This is a genomic window from Roseovarius halophilus (ex Wu et al. 2025), assembly GCF_047086965.1.
Genome location: NZ_JBKOTX010000068.1, coordinates 1 through 15,265 on the forward strand (window position 1 = coordinate 1; position 15,265 = coordinate 15,265).

General features: G+C 65.8%; 23 protein-coding genes and 1 tRNA gene. 3 read left to right on the top strand and 21 right to left on the bottom strand.

All coding sequences use genetic code 11. The features are described 5' to 3' along the window. Positions 1-96: 96 nt before the first annotated feature. The 10 genes from ACH107_RS14715 to ACH107_RS14760 form a co-directional block, all read right to left on the bottom strand. The gene (locus ACH107_RS14715; RefSeq protein WP_412506472.1) at positions 97-699 is read right to left on the bottom strand and encodes a head maturation protease, ClpP-related; all 603 of its coding nucleotides are present in this window, start codon (positions 697-699) and stop codon (positions 97-99) included. A gap of 511 nt (positions 700-1,210) precedes the next feature. Further along, positions 1,211-1,444, bottom strand: coding sequence for a hypothetical protein (locus ACH107_RS14720; protein WP_412506473.1), 234 nt, complete (start codon positions 1,442-1,444; stop codon positions 1,211-1,213). After that, positions 1,441-1,761: a hypothetical protein gene (locus ACH107_RS14725; protein WP_412506474.1), complete on the bottom strand. Its 321-nt coding sequence runs from the start codon at positions 1,759-1,761 to the stop codon at positions 1,441-1,443. The genes ACH107_RS14720 and ACH107_RS14725 overlap by 4 nt, the downstream gene beginning before the upstream one ends. Before the next feature lie 238 nt (positions 1,762-1,999). Next, positions 2,000-3,124 carry an AAA family ATPase gene (locus tag ACH107_RS14730; RefSeq protein WP_412506475.1) on the bottom strand — a complete coding sequence of 375 codons (1,125 nt, stop codon included), beginning with the start codon at positions 3,122-3,124 and terminating at the stop codon, positions 2,000-2,002. A gap of 196 nt (positions 3,125-3,320) precedes the next feature. Beyond that, positions 3,321-3,521: a hypothetical protein gene (locus tag ACH107_RS14735; protein WP_412506476.1), complete on the bottom strand. Its 201-nt coding sequence runs from the start codon at positions 3,519-3,521 to the stop codon at positions 3,321-3,323. Positions 3,522-3,664: 143 nt separating this feature from the next. Next, a complete protein-coding gene (locus tag ACH107_RS14740) occupies positions 3,665-3,889 on the bottom strand; it encodes a hypothetical protein (protein ID WP_412506477.1) in 225 nt (74 codons plus the stop codon). Between the two features lie 335 nt (positions 3,890-4,224). Then, positions 4,225-4,359, bottom strand: coding sequence for a hypothetical protein (locus ACH107_RS14745; RefSeq protein WP_412506478.1), 135 nt, complete (start codon positions 4,357-4,359; stop codon positions 4,225-4,227). A gap of 20 nt (positions 4,360-4,379) precedes the next feature. Continuing rightward, positions 4,380-4,631, bottom strand: a complete 252-nt coding sequence (locus ACH107_RS14750) for a helix-turn-helix transcriptional regulator (RefSeq protein ID WP_412506479.1) — start codon at positions 4,629-4,631, stop codon at positions 4,380-4,382. Between the two features lie 118 nt (positions 4,632-4,749). Beyond that, positions 4,750-5,259, bottom strand: coding sequence for a site-specific integrase (locus ACH107_RS14755; protein WP_412506480.1), 510 nt, complete (start codon positions 5,257-5,259; stop codon positions 4,750-4,752). A 79-nt stretch (positions 5,260-5,338) separates the two neighbouring features. Continuing rightward, positions 5,339-6,082 carry a tyrosine-type recombinase/integrase gene (locus ACH107_RS14760; RefSeq protein WP_412506481.1) on the bottom strand — a complete coding sequence of 248 codons (744 nt, stop codon included), beginning with the start codon at positions 6,080-6,082 and terminating at the stop codon, positions 5,339-5,341. A 292-nt stretch (positions 6,083-6,374) separates the two neighbouring features. Here ACH107_RS14760 and ACH107_RS14765 point away from each other — a divergent pair, with 292 nt between their 5' ends. Next, positions 6,375-7,379 (top strand): hypothetical protein, encoded by a 1,005-nt coding sequence (locus ACH107_RS14765; RefSeq protein ID WP_412506482.1) that lies wholly within the window; start codon positions 6,375-6,377, stop codon positions 7,377-7,379. A 140-nt stretch (positions 7,380-7,519) separates the two neighbouring features. Here ACH107_RS14765 and ACH107_RS14770 read toward each other — a convergent pair whose 3' ends face one another. The 3 genes from ACH107_RS14770 to hisF are packed head-to-tail and all read right to left on the bottom strand — an operon-like array spanning position 7,520 to position 8,900. Next, positions 7,520-7,822, bottom strand: a complete 303-nt coding sequence (locus ACH107_RS14770) for a Dabb family protein (RefSeq protein WP_412506483.1) — start codon at positions 7,820-7,822, stop codon at positions 7,520-7,522. Continuing rightward, positions 7,819-8,139, bottom strand: a complete 321-nt coding sequence (locus ACH107_RS14775; RefSeq protein ID WP_412506484.1) for a phosphoribosyl-ATP diphosphatase — start codon at positions 8,137-8,139, stop codon at positions 7,819-7,821. The genes ACH107_RS14770 and ACH107_RS14775 overlap by 4 nt, the downstream gene beginning before the upstream one ends. Further along, the gene (gene hisF / locus ACH107_RS14780) at positions 8,136-8,900 is read right to left on the bottom strand and encodes an imidazole glycerol phosphate synthase subunit HisF (protein ID WP_412506485.1); all 765 of its coding nucleotides are present in this window, start codon (positions 8,898-8,900) and stop codon (positions 8,136-8,138) included. The genes ACH107_RS14775 and hisF overlap by 4 nt, the downstream gene beginning before the upstream one ends. A gap of 103 nt (positions 8,901-9,003) precedes the next feature. On the opposite strand from hisF, the gene ACH107_RS14785 reads away from it, so the two are divergent. After that, on the top strand, positions 9,004-9,456 hold the full coding sequence (locus ACH107_RS14785) for a DUF302 domain-containing protein (RefSeq protein ID WP_412506486.1): 453 nt from the start codon (positions 9,004-9,006) through the stop codon (positions 9,454-9,456). Positions 9,457-9,468: 12 nt separating this feature from the next. Here ACH107_RS14785 and hisA read toward each other — a convergent pair whose 3' ends face one another. Next, a complete protein-coding gene (hisA, locus tag ACH107_RS14790; RefSeq protein WP_412506487.1) occupies positions 9,469-10,191 on the bottom strand; it encodes a 1-(5-phosphoribosyl)-5-[(5-phosphoribosylamino)methylideneamino]imidazole-4-carboxamide isomerase in 723 nt (240 codons plus the stop codon). 138 nt (positions 10,192-10,329) lie between these two features. Here hisA and ACH107_RS14795 point away from each other — a divergent pair, with 138 nt between their 5' ends. Beyond that, the gene (locus tag ACH107_RS14795; RefSeq protein WP_412506488.1) at positions 10,330-10,722 is read left to right on the top strand and encodes a DUF2147 domain-containing protein; all 393 of its coding nucleotides are present in this window, start codon (positions 10,330-10,332) and stop codon (positions 10,720-10,722) included. 13 nt (positions 10,723-10,735) lie between these two features. On the opposite strand, the gene hisH is transcribed toward ACH107_RS14795, so the two are convergent. The 7 genes from hisH to ACH107_RS14830 all read right to left on the bottom strand — a co-directional run bounded on the left by hisH (position 10,736) and on the right by ACH107_RS14830 (position 15,223). Continuing rightward, positions 10,736-11,374: an imidazole glycerol phosphate synthase subunit HisH gene (gene hisH / locus ACH107_RS14800; RefSeq protein ID WP_412506489.1), complete on the bottom strand. Its 639-nt coding sequence runs from the start codon at positions 11,372-11,374 to the stop codon at positions 10,736-10,738. A 6-nt stretch (positions 11,375-11,380) separates the two neighbouring features. Further along, positions 11,381-11,968, bottom strand: coding sequence for an imidazoleglycerol-phosphate dehydratase HisB (hisB, locus tag ACH107_RS14805; protein WP_412506490.1), 588 nt, complete (start codon positions 11,966-11,968; stop codon positions 11,381-11,383). A gap of 99 nt (positions 11,969-12,067) precedes the next feature. Further along, a tRNA-Gly gene (locus ACH107_RS14810) sits at positions 12,068-12,142 on the bottom strand. Positions 12,143-12,293: 151 nt separating this feature from the next. Continuing rightward, entirely contained in the window at positions 12,294-13,865 is a 1,572-nt protein-coding gene (locus ACH107_RS14815) for a GMC family oxidoreductase (RefSeq protein WP_412506491.1), read from the bottom strand. Positions 13,866-13,890: 25 nt separating this feature from the next. Continuing rightward, a complete protein-coding gene (locus tag ACH107_RS14820) occupies positions 13,891-14,415 on the bottom strand; it encodes a Twin-arginine translocation pathway signal (protein ID WP_412506492.1) in 525 nt (174 codons plus the stop codon). A gap of 29 nt (positions 14,416-14,444) precedes the next feature. Next, the gene (locus ACH107_RS14825) at positions 14,445-14,840 is read right to left on the bottom strand and encodes a VOC family protein (RefSeq protein WP_412506493.1); all 396 of its coding nucleotides are present in this window, start codon (positions 14,838-14,840) and stop codon (positions 14,445-14,447) included. Between the two features lie 89 nt (positions 14,841-14,929). Continuing rightward, the gene (locus tag ACH107_RS14830) at positions 14,930-15,223 is read right to left on the bottom strand and encodes a ribbon-helix-helix domain-containing protein (protein ID WP_412506494.1); all 294 of its coding nucleotides are present in this window, start codon (positions 15,221-15,223) and stop codon (positions 14,930-14,932) included. Positions 15,224-15,265 lie beyond the last annotated feature (42 nt).

Here is a 15,265-nt window from a genome sequence, read left to right on the forward strand (position 1 = left end):
CCATCCTGAGCCCGGGGGGCGAGTCTCAGGAGAAACCGCCCTCAAACCACGGAAGACGGGAAAACGTCCTTACAAACAGACTTCTTCAGCGACCTGCTACAGCGTCATGACCGGCGCGCGGTACGTCGCGACTGGTTGCTGTTTCGGTTGAGCGGCGAGCGCGGTTAGGGCGCGCATGGTCTCGGTCTGGCGCTCCGGCGCCGGGGTCGGCTGCGGGTCAGGCTCGGGTTCGATGGTGTCGGCAAACCCGAGAGCGACGGCGTCTTTCGGCGACAGCCAGGACTCGGCGCGCATCCACTGCCGAACAAGCTCGACCGGCTGCCCGCTCGCCTCGGCGTAGGTGGCGGCGTAGATTTCGCTGAGCTCCTCCAGCATCGCCAGCGAGGCGCGGTGCGCGGCCGCGTTGCCGATCGTGATGGCGGCTGGATCGTGCAGCATCATCGACGCGGCCGGGGCGATCGTGATCGTGTCGCCGGCCATCACCAGCAGCGAAGCGGCGCTGGCGGCGATGCCGCGAACCAGGATCGTCACCGGCGCGGCATAAGCGCGGAGCTCGGCATATATGGCCGCCCCCTCCGTCGCCGATCCGCCGGGCGAGTTGACGATCACTTCCGGCGCGGTGCCTTCCCGCTCGAGCACGTGGGCCACGCCGGCGGCGGTCGCGTCCTCGCCGATGATGCCCTCGATGCGAATTGCCATTGAAGCCCCCGTGTGCCTTCACCCTCCACCTTGGCGAATCATCTCGGGGACCGCACTAGCGAATAAGGTTGTAAACTGTAACAATTATCAAATATTGGCAGCGTGCGCGGTCGAGAATAAACCCCCTGTACCCCATGTGGTAGAGATTATATACTTGGGCAACCAGATGTAGTGTATTGGTTCTCCTGTTGAGGTTCAGATTTGATCTTGACACAATAACAGGGATTCACTGTCTTGTTATCTGATAAACGATCTACCCTTAGTGCCCAGATGATAATCCGCCTCTACATCTAGACCGACTCGCGACCTTTCGCTGGCCCTTTTCCGCCCGGCGCGGAGGTCGAGGCTGAGTCGTCGCGACCCTGATCGCCACCCGGATCGGCCTCGCCGTGCAGCGCGTCAACCCCTTCGAGGCCCGCCGCGGCGGCGTCCTGAGGGCCATCGCCCGGGGGCGGCACGACGCCGAGGGGCGACGCCTGCGCCAATCTTGCGGCGTCCAGGGCTCGGCGAGTCATGCCCGCCCCGCCGGTGGGCGCGTCATGGCCTCGATCTGATCCAGAAACGCCCGCAGCCGGGCGTCCAGTCCCTCCGGTCCGTGCTGTTCATGCACCATCGCGCAGGCGGTCGCCAGCGCGGCGGCCGACACAGTGTCCGGGTGAACCCCATCGCGCTCCAGGCTTGCCGCGGCCGAGCGGATGGCGGCGGTCATCAGGTCGGCGGCGGGGTGCTTGGTGTCGTCGGTCATTGAGCTTTTCCTTGTGCGATCTTCTTTGCGAAGAGGTTGGCCAGGTCACCACCGAAACGGCGGAGGATGTGACCCGCCGTCACCGAGGCGACGTCATCGTTCCCCTCAATCTCGGCGATGGCATTGGCGGTTGTCGCTTTCAGCGCCTCGGCGGCGGCGGCCGGCGACAGCCCGTCGTCAACGTGCCGCTGCACGATCTCGATCAGCTCGGCCTGAAGCGCCTGCGCGCCGCGCATCTCGGCGTCGGCGGCGGCGATCTCGTCGGGCGTGCTCGGCCAGGCGTCAGTGTCGAGGCGGTCCTTCGTCGTTGTCGTCATGGCGATGTCCTTTCGGTTGCAGTGAAGGTGTGAGCTTGCAGTTCCGGGTGCGCACTTCGATCTCCAGCGCACGGCGCGCGGCCCCTCGCGCGCGCGCGTGCGCGCAGGGGGAGGTTGGAAGGAAGGGGGTTGGAACCCCGTTGGAAGGGGGTTGGCATCGGGGTTGGCACCCCCGTTGGAATGGGGGTTGGAAGCGTTGGAAGGCGTTGGAAAGGGGTTGGAAAACGGACGATCCAAGTCATTGATTAACCGCAATAATTTTCGTCCTTCTCTTGGAAGGCGGGCCATATTCGACGGTTTCGATCCGGCCGGCGGCGAACAGCTCGGACATGGCCCGATTCAGCGCCTGTCGCGTGCATCCTTCAGAGCCCGGCTCGCCTGCGAACACTGTCGGCAGGAACGTCGGCCCAGGGTGCGGTGAGACGTGACGGCCTTGCGATTCAAACTGCTGGAGAAGGGCCATAACCACACGCTGCGCTTTTGCGCCCGCGGCCATCCGGTCGAGGCCGGTGCCTTCGGCCCCGCCCTCCACGATGGATCGGCCGGCGTCATAGCGGATCATGATTTCCTCGCTACTGGGGCCGTAATTGCTCTTTTTCAGCCTCAGGCGGCGGGCGTTCGTGTCGGGCTCGTACCCTCCATCTGTGATCGGCTGAAAGTATAACCTGCTCCTGACGCTGTTGTTCCACGCGGTCGAGCCGGAGGTCCCCAAGCCAGACGTGAGGCCGTGCTGAGATGGATGCGAGAGAAGCACAACGGCGCAGTCGTGGCGCAGGGCGAGCCCGCGCAGCATCCCGATAAAGGTCCGCGCCTGCGGGCGGCTGTTCTCCTCGCCGCCGAACAGGTCGCTGAGCGTGTCGAGCACTACGAGTTTCGGTTGATACCGGGCGATCGCGGCCTCCAGCGCGGTCAGCCGCTCGATGGCCACCAGCGCGCCGGTGCGCCGATCAGGCATGGCGAGCGTCGCGTCCTGCCCGGCAAAACTATGCGTGTGCAGGTCGGCGAGCTCCGCCATGGTGATGCCCTCGGCCGCGGCGACGTCGGCGAAGCGGATTTGCAGCTCCTCGTCGTCGTCTTCGGCGCTGACGAAAAGGGCCGGTCCGCGCTGATCGAGCGGACGGCCAAGCCACGCATGGCCGGCGGCCGTGGCGGCGGCCAGTTGCAGCGCCAAGAGGCTCTTGCCCGTGCTGCCGTCGCCGCTCAGCAGGGTCACGTTGCGGCTCGGGATCATCTTGTCCAGCAACCACTTGCTCTGCGGGATCGGCTGGCCCTCCAAGTCCGCGACCGACCAGAATTGCAGCGGCGCGGCCCGCCAATCTCCGCGGCCTTCACCTGCTCGCCGAACGATTGAAGGGCTCGCCAAGGGGTAAGGGACTCGTCCGCGGCGCCGTCAGCCAGACCGCGCGCAAGCTCGATCAGGGCGCGGCGGTCTCGGTACCCGGCCAGCATGTCGGCGTAGTCCCTGAAAAAGGTGCTTGCGACCGACGCACCGGCCAGCCGCGCTAGGTAGGCGGGCGCGCCTAGCGCGGCCAGCCCTTCATGCTCGGCCGCGAAGTTCCTCAACGTGACCGGCGACACCAGATCGCCTGCCGCCGTTCGATCTCCTCGGCGAAGTCAGCGTGTGCCGGGTCGAAGAAAAGCCTGCGCGGCGCGCGCGGCCGGCGCTCGACGCGGGCGCCATCCAGCAGCAGCGCGCCGAGAAGCTGCTGTTTGGCCTCTACGTTATTCGGCAAGTCATTGTCGGCCCTGAAATCCTTCATGCGCGCAACTCCCCGCCATGCCGCGCGACGATGGACGCAAGCCAGTTCATCTGTTTTGCGGATGGCTTGCCGCGCCACCGCTCAAGCTGCGCGAGAAAATCCCGTTCCCGCGGCGACAGCCGATCCGGCGCAACGTGTCTTACCTAGCGCGCAGCAGTGCGGGGATCGTCGAAGATGGTCCCGCCGGCGCTCGGCTGGGCGCTGGGCTGCGCAGTCTGGACAAGGCGCTTTGCGAGGTCCGGCCATCCCGTGCCCGCGCTCGCCAGTTCGCGGTCGAGACGGCCGAGAACCGCGAGCCTTTCAGCGTCCGTCGCGCTGGCGTCCAGCTTGGACAGCAGCTTCGCCAGCTTTTCGCAATCTATCGCCATGGCGCCCCCAATTGACGTTCGTTACAGTTGGCGGATCAGCGGAAGCTCGGTGATCCGCCCGCTGGCGGCTTAATATTCGTCGCCTTCCGGCCCGGTGCCCGGAACACGACACCGGGGCGAGCAAAGCCGGTGGCCCGGCCCCTCGGACAGTAATTTCTTGCCGCATCTCAGGCATTTGCGGCGCTTCCTTGCCCGGCGGCGAAGTACCCGCTCGGCGGCTGTTTCCGCTTGCTCCGGGCTACCCTAACCGTTCTTTGGTGTGAGCCGCTCGCCGGTCTCGGCATGAAAAGCGTGGTACCTCTTGCTCTCGCTATCGCGCTCCAGCCGGAAGCCGCTCATGCGGGGCCGTTCCGGCGCTGGGCTGCGAGGTCGTCGACGCTTTCGCCGGTCAGCTTCGCGCGCTTCACGATCTCGTCGGTCTCGGCCCGGCCGAGGGCGAAGGGCTGCCCGGGCGCCGGCGGGCGGGGCATATGCTGCGCCGCGGCCCGCATTACGCCGGCTCCTTCTGCGCGAGCTTCGCGTTGATGTCCGGCCCCCAGAACCGGGAACAGCCGGGGCTCAGCTTCTGCGGCTCGGGGAGGATGCCGCGCTTCACCCAGCGCCACACGGTGTTCATCGAGATGTCGAAATGCTCCGCAACGGCGCGCGGAGCATAGTGGCGCGCCTCGAAGTCGCGGCTGACGGAATTGCCTTGGGTCGTCGCGTGTTTTATGCGTGTGCCTCCTGTTGATGGCACCTGCATATTGCCGAAAACCGCGCTCGGTCACGGGGGTTTCGGACGGGTCACCGCCGCCACGGGCGCGGCGTTGTCCCATAGTGTCTCAGGCGGTTTCAGGCTGTCCGATCACGATTTGGTGAGGTTATGTTACATCTCCGCGCCCGGCGAGGAATTCGCCCCATGCCGCCATCACGGCGCGGCGGCGCTCGACCATGTCGCTCCGCCGGTAGGCCCGCTCGACGTTCGATCCAACCGTGTGCGCGAGCGCGATTTCCGCGAGGTCGCGGTCGATTCCCTGGACCGCGCACCAATCCCGGAACGTCGAGCGCAGACCGTGCGGCACCGCGGGGCGGCCACTCTGCTCGTCGCGGTAGCGATCCGGCGCCGCGGTGGCGATCTTCTTCATCACGGCCCCCAGCGCCATGTCGCTGAGCTGCCCGTCGCGAGGCGCTGAAAAGACGAGGGCGGAATCGTCATCCTGCCGCGGCTGCGCCTCGATCAGCGCCATCATGGCGTCGGTCAGCGGTACCCGGCGGGGGCGGCCGCTTTTCATCCTCTTCGCCGGGATGGTCCACATGCGCGCCGCCGGGTCGATCTCGTTCCACCGCATGCCCCGGACTTCGCCCGAGCGGCAGGCGGTCAACGCGACCATCTCGAGGGCGCGCGCTGGTCCCTTCGCGCTGGCGCAGATCGGCGAGCCAGCCCGGCGCGTCGGCGAGGTTCAGCGCGGGCTAGTGTTTCGGCTTTGCAATGGCGTGCGGCTTCGGCAGGAAGGCGTCGAGGTTGCCGGACCACTCGGCCGGGTTCGGCGGGTCGCAATGCCTGGCCGCGATCGCCGCGGGGAAGATCGCGTGCAGCCGCTGGCGCAGCCGCGTGGCCGTGACGGTGTTACTGGTCCAGATCGGCTTCAGCACGTCGCGCATGTCGTCGCGCGTGATGTCCACAAGGCGACGGTCACCAATGACCGGCAGCGCATGCGTTCGCAGCCCGCTGGACCAGTTGAGCGCCCGGCGCTCCGATCCGAGTTCGGCGCCCTTGGTCTCCATGAAGGCGGCGAAGGCTTCCCGGAAGGTGCGCGACCGCCGATCCTGCTCGGCCCGCTCGGCGACGAGGGCGGCGCGCGCCTCCTTTCGTTCCCGCACCGGGCCAACGCCGGTCGCGATGGCCTCCTTCATGTCTTTCGCCTTGCGGCGCGCCTCGGCGAGCGTGACGTCGGGGTAACCGCCCAGCACAACATCGGTCCGCTTGCCGCCGATCATGGTGCGCAACACCCAAGACCGGCCGCCGCTCGGGCGGATTTTCAGGCGCAGGCCGGCCACACCGCCGACGGGCACGGCCTTGACCCCGGCGCCGTCATCGGCCGACAGTCGGCTCACCTCGATCGCGCTCATTGCGCGGGCTTTCCGCGGCATGTTGGCCCCCTTGCCCAGGTTCGATTCCGCCAGACCCACCACGGGCGCCGGGGCTGCATCCATTCAGCCCCCAAAACGTGCATCCATCCGGCCCCCAACGATGGGCGTTGTGAATACAGATTGGATGGGGTTGATTGTTTCAACGGGAAATCATTTCCGGCCCCCAACGGGTTCGGGTCGCTGCAAAATTTTCCTTTCAAGACAGTATCCTACAGGGCATTTCAAGTGCCTAGATCGCCCACCATTTCACCCGGTACGCTTTCAGGGGCGGTTTTCATCATAAAAACCCTTCTGCCCAAGGGTCGCGCGGCGTATGCTGCACGACAGGGCAGCAGCAGGCAGAAAGCGGGCGCACATGGGCGCATCGGCGGACAATCCCCCGGATTTCAATATCGCCATCGTCGGGCAGGGCGGGCGGTTGCAATACGAGGCCGTGCTCTTTGCCGCCTCGCTGCGCATGACGAGCCCGGCTTTCTGCGGCCGTCTGCTGGTGGCCGAACCGCAGCCCGGGCCGCTCTGGCAAAGGGATCCGTCGATCCGCGACGAGGATACCCGCGACCTGCTGGCGCGGCTCGGGGCCGAGATCATCCCCTTCGAGTCACGTCATTTCGGGCAGGCTTACCCGTATGGCAACAAGATCGAGGCGCTGTTCGCCCTGCCGGAAGGGGAACCCTTCGTGTTCTTCGACACCGACACGCTGGTCACCGGCGACGTGACGTCGGTGCCTTTCGATTTCGACCGTCCCACCGCCTCGATGCGTCGCGAGGGCACCTGGCCCCGGATCGAGTTGTATGGCCCGGGCTACACCGCGACCTGGAAATCCCTTTATGATCGTTTCGGGCTGGATTTCGAAAGCTCGCTGGACCTGTCATGGCCCGATGAATTCTGGCGCCGGTACCTGTATTTCAACGCGGGGTTCTTCTTCTACCGCTGTCCGCGGGTTTTCGGACGGCAGTTCCTCGATTATGCGCTGTCCATCCGTGACGACCCGCCGCCCGACCTGGTCTGCCAGGAACTGGACCCGTGGCTCGACCAGGTGGCGCTACCGCTGGTGATCCATGCCCTCGGTGGCGCGCGCGACACGGTGCCGGGGCGGATGCTGGACGGGGATGTCACCTGCCACTACAGGCTGCTGCCGCTGCTTTACGCGCGTGAACCCGATCACGTCGTCGAAACGCTGGAGCGGGCCGCAGCGCCGAACCGGGTCAAGCGTGTGCTCAAGGGGCATGACGCATTCAAGTACATGATCTACCACGGTCGCGGACACAAGGTGCGCGCGCTTTTCGACCGTGACGAGCTGCCGCGCAAGGAGCAGGCGATCCGCAACCGTATCAAGCGCAACGGCTACTGGATGCGCTGAGTGCGATACCGGGCAGGGGGCGCTGCCCCCGCCGCCCCTGCGGGGCGACTCCCCCGGGGTATTGTACCCGAGAAGAAACCGGCGCGCCGTCAGGTGTTTCTTCTTGGTGAAAATACCCGGATGACGGCGCCGGGCCGCGTTCACGACGTCCGGTCCGGCGTGGTGAAATCGGCGGCGATGCGCAGTTCGCGCATCGGACGAACCCGGGCGATGCAGGCTTCGTAGATCGGGTCCGCCTTGTAGGCGGCCAGTGCGGCCTCGTCGGCGAATTCCGCGTAGACGACAAGATCGACGCGCGCGCCGCCCAGGCCGTCGCTCTGCAGGTTGCGCCCCACCTCGAAATGCTGCGAATGCGGGATCTCGCGTAGCATCATCAGCCCGTCGCGGATTGCCTCGATATTCGCCGGGTCGCGAGCGCTGAAGAACACGATATGCCGGATCATGCGCCCCCCGTGCCGCGGGCGGCCTTCTCGGCGATGCCGCTGGTGCCCTGCCGCCGGTCGAGCTCGGCCATCACGTCCGACAGGGCGACGCCCCTGGCCTGAAGCATCACCAGCAGGTGAAACAGCACGTCTGCCGCCTCGGCGGTCAGGCGCGCCTTGTCGCCCTTGACCGCCTCGATGATGGCCTCCACGGCTTCCTCGCCGAATTTCTCGGCCGCCTTGTCGGGGCCCTTGGCCAGCAGTTTCGCCGTCCAGCTCGAGGCCGGGTCGGCGTCCGCGCGCGCGGCGACGATATCGGCCAGCTCTTCCAGTTTCATGCGCCCAGCCTCATCGGGATGCCCGCGGCGGCCATGTGCGACTTGGCCTCCGCGATGGAGAATTCGCCGAAGTGGAAGATCGAGGCTGCCAGCACGGCCGAGGCGCCGCCCTCGCGGACCCCTGCGACGAGGTGGTCGAGCGTGCCGACCCCGCCCGAGGCGATGACCGGTATGTCGACGGCCGCGCTGATCGCCCGCGTGAGCGGCAGGTTGAATCCTTGGCGCGTGCCGTCGCGGTCCATCGATGTGAGCAGGATTTCGCCCGCGCCCTTTTCCTCGACCCGCCGCGCGAATGCTACCGCGTCGATGCCCGTCGGCTTGCGGCCGCCGTGGGTGAATATCTCCCACTTGCCGGGTCTGACGGTCTTGGCGTCGATGGCCACGACGATGCACTGGCTGCCGAAGCGGTCGGCGGCGCGGCGCACCACCTCCGGATCGGCCACGGCGGCGGAGTTGAAGCTGACCTTGTCGGCGCCGGCCAGCAGCAGGGCGCGCACGTCCTCGGGCGTGCGCACGCCGCCGCCCACGGTGAGCGGGATGAAACAGGCTTCGGCGGCGCGGCGGACCACGTCCAGCATGACGCCGCGGTTTTCGTGCGTGGCGTGAATGTCGAGAAAGCACAGTTCGTCGGCACCCGCGGCATCATAGGCGCGCGCGGCATCCACCGGGTCGCCGGCGTCGCGCAGGTCCACGAAATTCACGCCCTTGACGATTCGGCCATCGGCGACGTCAAGGCAGGGGATGATACGGATCTTGAGCATGCTGTCGCTGTTACAGGAACTTCACGTCGTTGTTTATGGGCAATCCGTGCGGGATGCCAGAGGATGCACACATGGTACGTTCTTAGAATCAAGGGAGTTCATCATGAAGCGTTTTCTTGCCGCGGCCGCGATCACCCTGTCGGCGCTGCCGGCATTCGCCAGCAATGACGACATCAGGAGGGTCAAGTCCTTCTCGGATGTGGCGACCACCATGGATCGGCTCGAGGAGGCGGTGAGCGGTGTTGGCGCGACTGTCTTCGCCCGGGTGGATCACGCCGCCGGGGCGGCATCGGTGGAAATGAAGCTTGCGCCGAGCCAGGTCCTGATCTTCGGCAATCCCAAGATCGGCACGCAGGCCATGCAGGACGACCCGGGCGCCGGGCTGTTCCTGCCGATGAAGGTTCTTGTCTATCGGGACGGCGCGGGGCAGGTCTGGCTGGCCTACGAGGACCCGGGGGAGATGTTCGACGGGCTCGCCATTTCGGACGATGCCAAATACATCGAGATGATGACTGGCGCGCTCGGCAAGTTGACGGCCAAGGCGGCGGGCGGCTGACCGGGGCGCAGGTCAGGCTTTCATCAAAGCGAGCGCCTTGCGCAGGTCGATGGCGCCGTCATAGAGGGCGCGGCCCGAAATGGCGCCGTTGAGCGGTGCGCCGCAGGCCTTGAGCGCGGCGAGGTCGTCCAGCGAACTGACGCCGCCCGACGCGATCACCGGGATCGAGACGGCGCGCGCCAGCGTTGCCGTGGCGGTGACGTTCGGCCCCTGCATGGCGCCGTCGCGATCGATATCGGTGTAAATGATCGCGGCGACGCCCGCATCCTCGAAGGAACGCGCGAGATCGGTGGCATCGACATCCGTTTCCTCGGCCCAGCCCTTGGTGGCCACCCGGCCAGCGCGCGCGTCTATCCCGACGGCAATCTGCCCGGGAAAGGCGCGCGCGGCCTCGCGCACAAGCGCGGGATTTTCCACCGCTACCGTGCCGAGGATGACCCGCGCCAGCCCCTTCGACAGCCAGCGCTCGATCGTGGCCATGTCGCGGATGCCGCCGCCCAATTGCGCCGGCACATCGCAGGCGGCGAGGATCGCCTCGACGGGGGCGGCATTCACCGGTTCGCCGGCGAAGGCGCCGTTCAGATCCACGAGGTGCAGCCACTCGCACCCTGCTGCGACAAATTCCATTGCCTGTGCCGCCGGATCATCGTTGAAGACAGTGGCCTGGTCCATTTCGCCCCTGAGCAGGCGGACGGCCTTGCCGTTCTTCAGGTCGATGGCGGGATAGAGGATCATCTTGCGGACCTTTCGATGCGATACGCCCCGTCTTGTGCACCGGTGCGCCGGCGAATGCAACGCGACCCCACGTCAGGCTTGATCGGTCGCGCCCGGCTGTCACAGGCTGTGAAGGGAGTGCCAAGGGAGGGCGACAACATGAGACGGATGGCAAGCGCCGCGGCGGTGCTGGTCCTCGGGGCGGGGATGGCCGCGGCCGATCCTGCCGAGGGGCTGTGGAAGACCGAGCCGGGGGAGTCCGGCGGATACCTGCACGTCGCGCTTTATAGCTGCGGGTCGTCGATCTGCGGGGTGATCAAGCAGGCGTTCGACGGGGCGGGCGACCTGTCGGACGGATACGACCACCTTGGCAAACGTATGATCTGGGACATGACGCCCATTGGCGGCGGCGTGTACGAAAGCGGCCGGATCTGGGCGCCGGACCGGGACAAGACCTACAAGTCCAACATGACCCTCGACGGGAACCGTCTGGAGGTCGAGGGCTGCGTGCTGGTGATCTGCCGGGCCCAGACATGGACGCGCGTCCGGTAATCGGCCCGGGCGCTTACGGGGTCCAGCCGAGGAAATTCGCGATCAGGCGCAAGCCGGTGGCTTGGCTCTTTTCAGGGTGGAACTGGGTGCCCACGATATTGTCGCGCCCCACCACGGCCGTGATCGGCCCACCGTAATCGACATGCGCCAGCAGATGCGCCGCGTCCGCCACCCGGAACTGGTAGGAGTGCACGAAATAGGCGTGATCGCCCGTGGCGATCCCGTCCAGAACGGGGTGGGGGCGGTCAAGTACAAGGTCGTTCCAGCCCATGTGCGGCACCTTGAGGGCCGGATCGCCGGGGCTGATGCGCTCCACGCTGCCGCCGATCCAGTCGAACCCTGGGGTTTCATGGTACTCCATGCCGCGCGTGGCCAGCATCTGCATCCCGATGCAGATCCCGAGGAAAGGCTTGCCCTGACGGATCACGGCCTCCTCGATCGCCTCGAAAACGCCGCGATGACCGTAAAGCTCACGCTGGCAGGCGGGGAAGGCGCCGTCGCCGGGCAAGACCACGCGCGTCGCGCGCCGCACCGCGTCGGGGTCGGACGTGACGATGACATCGCCCGCGCCCGTCTCGCGCGCCATGCGTTGAAAGGCCTTTTCGGCGGAATGCAGGTTCCCGCTTTCGTAGTCGACGATTACGGTGCTCATGGGGGGCTACAGCGCCCCCTTGGTCGAGGGGATCGACTCAGCCTTGCGCGCGTCGGGCTCCACGGCGTCGCGCAGGGCGCGCGCCACGGCCTTGAACGCGGCCTCGGACATGTGGTGGCTGTTGATCCCGTGCAGCGCGTCCACGTGCAGCGTGACCCCGCCCTTGGCACTGAATGCCTGGAAAAATTCGCGGACGAGCTCGCAGTCGAACGTGCCGATCCTGGCTGTCGGCAGGTCCACGCCCCAGACGAGGTAAGGGCGGCCCGACAGGTCCAGCGCGGCGCGCACCAGCGCGTCGTCCATCGGCAGCAGGCAGGCGCCGTAACGGCGAATGCCGGTCTTGTCGCCCAAGGCCTCGGCCAGTGCCTGACCGAGCGCAATCCCCACATCCTCGACCGTGTGATGGTCATCCACGTGCCGATCGCCGTCACAGCGCACCTTCATGTCGATCAGCGAATGCCGGGCAAGCTGGTCCAGCATGTGGTCGAAGAAGCCGACGCCGGTTTCGTTGTCATGCAGGCCGGTCCCGTCGAGGCCGAGCTCGACGGTGATGTCGGTTTCGTTGGTCTTGCGGCTGATGGTGGCCTTGCGCATCGGGGCATCCGTTCTGGTTTCCGCGCCCTTATAGGGGCGTCGTGCCACCACGCCAAGGGGCGCGGTAGGTTCCATCCCGATACTCTGTAAGAGAAAAAATGGAGCGGGTGATGAGATTCGAACTCACGACATTTACCTTGGCAAGGTAACGCTCTACCCCTGAGCTACACCCGCGTCCTTGGGTAAGGCGTGGGATATAAAGTCTTGGCGCGGGCTGCAACCCAAAAATTCGGACGTCGGCGAAAAAAATCGGCCAGACGCCAGGCCACGAAAAACCCGGCGCAAACAGGTTGCGCCGGGGTGTCGGTCCGTGACCGGTCCGATGTCAGAGATTGCCGCGCGAAAGCTCGCCGGCAATGTGTTCGGCCTGCCGCATCGCCAGTGCCACTATGGTCAGCGTCGGGTTCTCGGCCGCCCCGGTGGTGAACTGTGACCCGTCCGAGACGAACAGGTTGTCCACGTCGTGTGTCCGGCCCCACTTGTTCACCACGCCGTCGCGCGGGTTTTCCGACATGCGGTTGGTGCCCAGGTTGTGCGTGGACGGGTAGGGCGGTGTCGGGAAGCTGCGCGTTGCGCCCACGGCATCGTAGACGGCCTTGCCCTGTTCGTAGGCGTGGTTGCGCATGGCGATGTCGTTGGGATGATCATCGAAATGCACGTCCGCCACGGGCATGCCGTACTGGTCCTTGACGTCGTGGTTCAGTGTCACGCGGTTCGTTTCCTGCGGCATGTCTTCTCCGACGATCCACATGCCGGCCATGTTCTCGTAGGAATCAAGCGCGGTGGTGAACTCGCGCCCCCACCCGCCCGGATCGAGGAAGGCCGCCATGAACGGCAGGCCAAGGCTGAGCGTTTCCAGCTCGTACCCGCCCACGAATCCGCGCGACGGATCGTGCCGTGCCTCGTCCTGGATGATGCCGGCCATCGTGGTGCCGCGCCACATGCGGACGGGCTCCTCGAAGGTGGCGTAGACCGAACCGGTCATGTGCCGCATGTAGTTGCGGCCCACCTGGCCCGAGCTGTTGGCCAGCCCGTCCGGATACATCGACGAGGCCGAGTTCAGCAGGATGCGCGGCGATTCGAACGAGTTGCCCGCCACGCAGACGGCGCGCGCCTTCTGCTTGACTTCATTGCCGTCGGCATCGGCATAGACCACGCCGTTGACCCGGCCATCCTCGCCGTGCTCGATCCGCAGCACGTGCGCTTTCTCGCGCACTTCGAGGTTGCCGGTCGCCTCCCCGCGCGGGATGTCGGTGTAGGCCGATGACCACTTGGCCCCCCACTTGCAGCCCTGAAAGCAGAAACCGGTCTGCTGGCAGGCCATGCGCCCGTCATATTCCTCGCTGTTGATGGCCATCCGCCCGGTATGGACTTCCTTGTAGCCCATGGCGCGCGCTCCGGCCTCGAAAACCTTGAAGTTGTTGTTGCCCGGCAGCCCTTTCAGCCCGTTGGTGCGGGTTACGCCCAGCTTCTTCTCGGCCTTGTCGTACCATGGGGCCATCTCCGCGCCGTCGATGGGCCAGTCCAGCAGGTTCGCGCCCTGCACGTCGCCGTAGTTGGTCTTGGCCTTCCACTCGTGGTCCTGGAAGCGCAACGAGGCCCCCGCCCAGTGCGTGGTGGTGCCACCGACCGCCTTGACGATCCATGCGGGCAGGTTGGGGAAATCGTTCGATACACGCCAGCTACCGGACGTGGTGCGCATGTCCAGCCATGCAAGCTGGCCGAAACTTTCCCACTCGTCATTGACGTAATCCTGCGGCAGGTACCGCCCGCCCGCTTCCAGCGCCACGACGCTCACGCCCCGTTGCGCCAACTCGTTCGACAGCACGCCGCCGCCGGCGCCGGTGCCGATGACGACGATCACGTTGTCGTCGTTCAGATCAAATGGTGCAGCCATAGTCTCTCCTCCCTCTGGCCATGGCTCAAAGCCAATTGATGTCGTCGAAGCCGCGGTTGATGTAGCCGCCCTTGGAATAGGATTCGCCCTCGTAACCGAAAAGCGGCCAGACCTCCTTCTGGTTATAAAGCCCGGTGACCAGCCCGCCGCGAACCTGCTGGAAGAACGGGCTGTCCTCCATGCCGCGCAGGATATCCACGCGGTCGCGTTCCCAGCCGACCGACAGGTAGCTGTCAAACCCCTTGTGGCGCGCCGCGGCGTCAAGACCCGCGATGCCGGCTTCGACCCCCTCGGCGGCCTCGGCCGTGTCATAGCCCTTGACCGCGCGGGCATAGTACTCGTCGCCCAGATGGTCGTGCGGATAGATGTCCCGCGCCATCTGGATCAGCGTCGCCATTGTCCGGGATTTCAACGCCGTGGTCTCCATCGCCCATGCCGCGTCGGCACTGGCGACGAAGCCGGTACCGACAATAAGGCTGGCGCCGGCGGCCATGCTGCGCGAAAGCAGCTCACGCCGCGTCAGCCCCCTTTGCTGGCTGGTGTCTTTCATGGTCTCTCCTCCCATTTGCACCTTTTCGATTACTTGAAACGCCCGCCGCGCTGCAGAACCTCGATCTCGTAGCCATCCGGATCGGCCACGAAGAAGAACTTGCCCACGAGTTCGCCGTCGGGGGCGAATTCCACGATCTTGCGGGGGTTCAGGCCCTCGGCCTCGAAGCGCGCGTGCTCGGCTTCCAGATCCTCGACCAAGACAGCGAAATGTCCGTAACCGTCGCCAAGGTCGTAGGGCGCCTCGCGGCCCTTGTTGACGGTCAGTTCCAGTTCGAACGGGCTTTCGTCGTTGCTCAGGTAAACGAGCGTGAAGTTCTCGAAATCCAGACGGTCGGCGATCTCGAGCCCGAAAGCCTTCTTGTAGAATTCGATGGAACGCGCCTCGTCAAGCACGCGGATCATGCTGTGGATGGCTTTGGCCATATGGTCCTCCGGATCAATTTGCTTGGTCCGGAAGCTTTACCAAAGCTCGATGATGGCGGGTAGTAAACGGTTACTACACGCGGCGGGTGCTATTCGGCCGCGATCGGTGATTCGGCCGTGCTGTTCGCGCGCTCGCGATGGACAAGACACGTGCACCGCAACAGCGACGTGAAGTTCTGCGGCTCACCGCGCAGTTCCAGAACCTCGCCATGCAGTTTCGATACGAAACCCGGTGTGCTCAACCCTTCTGACTCGGCAATCTCGTCGAGAATGGCCCAGAACGATTTTTCGAGCCGTATGCTCGTGCTCTGACCGTTGAGCCGCATGCGACGTGTTTCGAGCGTGTAGCGTTCCGGATCCTGCCCGGCAAATATTCGGCACATCCTTTTTCCTCCCTTGCCCGGCGCCTCCCGCGCGACCGGACC

Excerpts from the sequence above, each read along its gene's own strand:
- ACH107_RS14755 (WP_412506480.1), bottom strand. The coding sequence starts at position 5,259 with ATGGTCGCGTTGACCGCCTGCCGCTCGGGCGAAGTCCGGGGCATGCGG.
- hisH (WP_412506489.1), bottom strand. The coding sequence starts at position 11,374 with ATGAGCACCGTAATCGTCGACTACGAAAGCGGGAACCTGCATTCCGCC.
- ACH107_RS14795 (WP_412506488.1), top strand. The coding sequence starts at position 10,330 with ATGAGACGGATGGCAAGCGCCGCGGCGGTGCTGGTCCTCGGGGCGGGG.
- ACH107_RS14735 (WP_412506476.1), bottom strand. The coding sequence starts at position 3,521 with ATGAAGGATTTCAGGGCCGACAATGACTTGCCGAATAACGTAGAGGCC.
- ACH107_RS14785 (WP_412506486.1), top strand. The coding sequence starts at position 9,004 with ATGAAGCGTTTTCTTGCCGCGGCCGCGATCACCCTGTCGGCGCTGCCG.
- hisA (WP_412506487.1), bottom strand. The coding sequence starts at position 10,191 with ATGATCCTCTATCCCGCCATCGACCTGAAGAACGGCAAGGCCGTCCGC.
- ACH107_RS14740 (WP_412506477.1), bottom strand. The coding sequence starts at position 3,889 with ATGGCGATAGATTGCGAAAAGCTGGCGAAGCTGCTGTCCAAGCTGGAC.
- ACH107_RS14825 (WP_412506493.1), bottom strand. The coding sequence starts at position 14,840 with ATGGCCAAAGCCATCCACAGCATGATCCGCGTGCTTGACGAGGCGCGT.
- hisB (WP_412506490.1), bottom strand. The coding sequence starts at position 11,968 with ATGCGCAAGGCCACCATCAGCCGCAAGACCAACGAAACCGACATCACC.
- ACH107_RS14745 (WP_412506478.1), bottom strand. The coding sequence starts at position 4,359 with ATGCCCCGCCCGCCGGCGCCCGGGCAGCCCTTCGCCCTCGGCCGGGCC.
- ACH107_RS14760 (WP_412506481.1), bottom strand. The coding sequence starts at position 6,082 with ATGGATGCAGCCCCGGCGCCCGTGGTGGGTCTGGCGGAATCGAACCTG.
- ACH107_RS14720 (WP_412506473.1), bottom strand. The coding sequence starts at position 1,444 with ATGACCGACGACACCAAGCACCCCGCCGCCGACCTGATGACCGCCGCC.
- ACH107_RS14765 (WP_412506482.1), top strand. The coding sequence starts at position 6,375 with ATGGGCGCATCGGCGGACAATCCCCCGGATTTCAATATCGCCATCGTC.
- ACH107_RS14750 (WP_412506479.1), bottom strand. The coding sequence starts at position 4,631 with ATGCAGGTGCCATCAACAGGAGGCACACGCATAAAACACGCGACGACC.
- ACH107_RS14830 (WP_412506494.1), bottom strand. The coding sequence starts at position 15,223 with ATGTGCCGAATATTTGCCGGGCAGGATCCGGAACGCTACACGCTCGAA.
- ACH107_RS14815 (WP_412506491.1), bottom strand. The coding sequence starts at position 13,865 with ATGGCTGCACCATTTGATCTGAACGACGACAACGTGATCGTCGTCATC.
- ACH107_RS14725 (WP_412506474.1), bottom strand. The coding sequence starts at position 1,761 with ATGACGACAACGACGAAGGACCGCCTCGACACTGACGCCTGGCCGAGC.
- hisF (WP_412506485.1), bottom strand. The coding sequence starts at position 8,900 with ATGCTCAAGATCCGTATCATCCCCTGCCTTGACGTCGCCGATGGCCGA.
- ACH107_RS14775 (WP_412506484.1), bottom strand. The coding sequence starts at position 8,139 with ATGAAACTGGAAGAGCTGGCCGATATCGTCGCCGCGCGCGCGGACGCC.
- ACH107_RS14715 (WP_412506472.1), bottom strand. The coding sequence starts at position 699 with ATGGCAATTCGCATCGAGGGCATCATCGGCGAGGACGCGACCGCCGCC.
- ACH107_RS14770 (WP_412506483.1), bottom strand. The coding sequence starts at position 7,822 with ATGATCCGGCATATCGTGTTCTTCAGCGCTCGCGACCCGGCGAATATC.
- ACH107_RS14820 (WP_412506492.1), bottom strand. The coding sequence starts at position 14,415 with ATGAAAGACACCAGCCAGCAAAGGGGGCTGACGCGGCGTGAGCTGCTT.